The 362-nt window shown below is 40.6% G+C and carries 1 rRNA gene; it reads right to left on the bottom strand.

What is annotated here, in order from left to right:
• Window positions 1-257 precede the first annotated feature (257 nt).
• A 5S ribosomal RNA gene (rrf, locus tag ACTQXY_RS15620) occupies window positions 258-362 on the bottom strand; the annotation flags it as partial.

The raw sequence follows: 362 nt of genomic DNA, 5'->3' as shown, positions 1-362 counted from the left end.
TTGATATTTTTCTTATCATTTCGTTTCTTGTATGCGATTTTCAAGGTACATTCTTTTTTGACTGTTTTATCAGTCATCAGAAATCAAAATCTCTTTTCATCTCTGATCACTGGTAAATCCAGCTATGTTAAACAGCACTGCCCTGCTGGTCGGGTTGACATGACGCTATTTTCCACTAATCAATACTACTATTTTTCATTTATCTTTGTGTTCATGTCTGTATCTATATAAAAAAGCTTTCGCTTATTTTCTTATAGATTCGGCAGCCACCTACTCTCCCACACCGTCTCCAGTGCAGTACCATCGGCCTCCCAGGTCTTAACCATCGTGTTCGGGATGGGTACGGGTGTTTCCCCTGGGCG

It is taken from the genome of Faecalimonas sp. LCP19S3_D12 (genome assembly GCF_052121495.1).
In the GTDB taxonomy this organism is placed as follows: Bacteria; Bacillota; Clostridia; order Lachnospirales; family Lachnospiraceae; genus Faecalimonas.
This window is presented reverse-complemented; position numbering and strand designations above follow the sequence as displayed.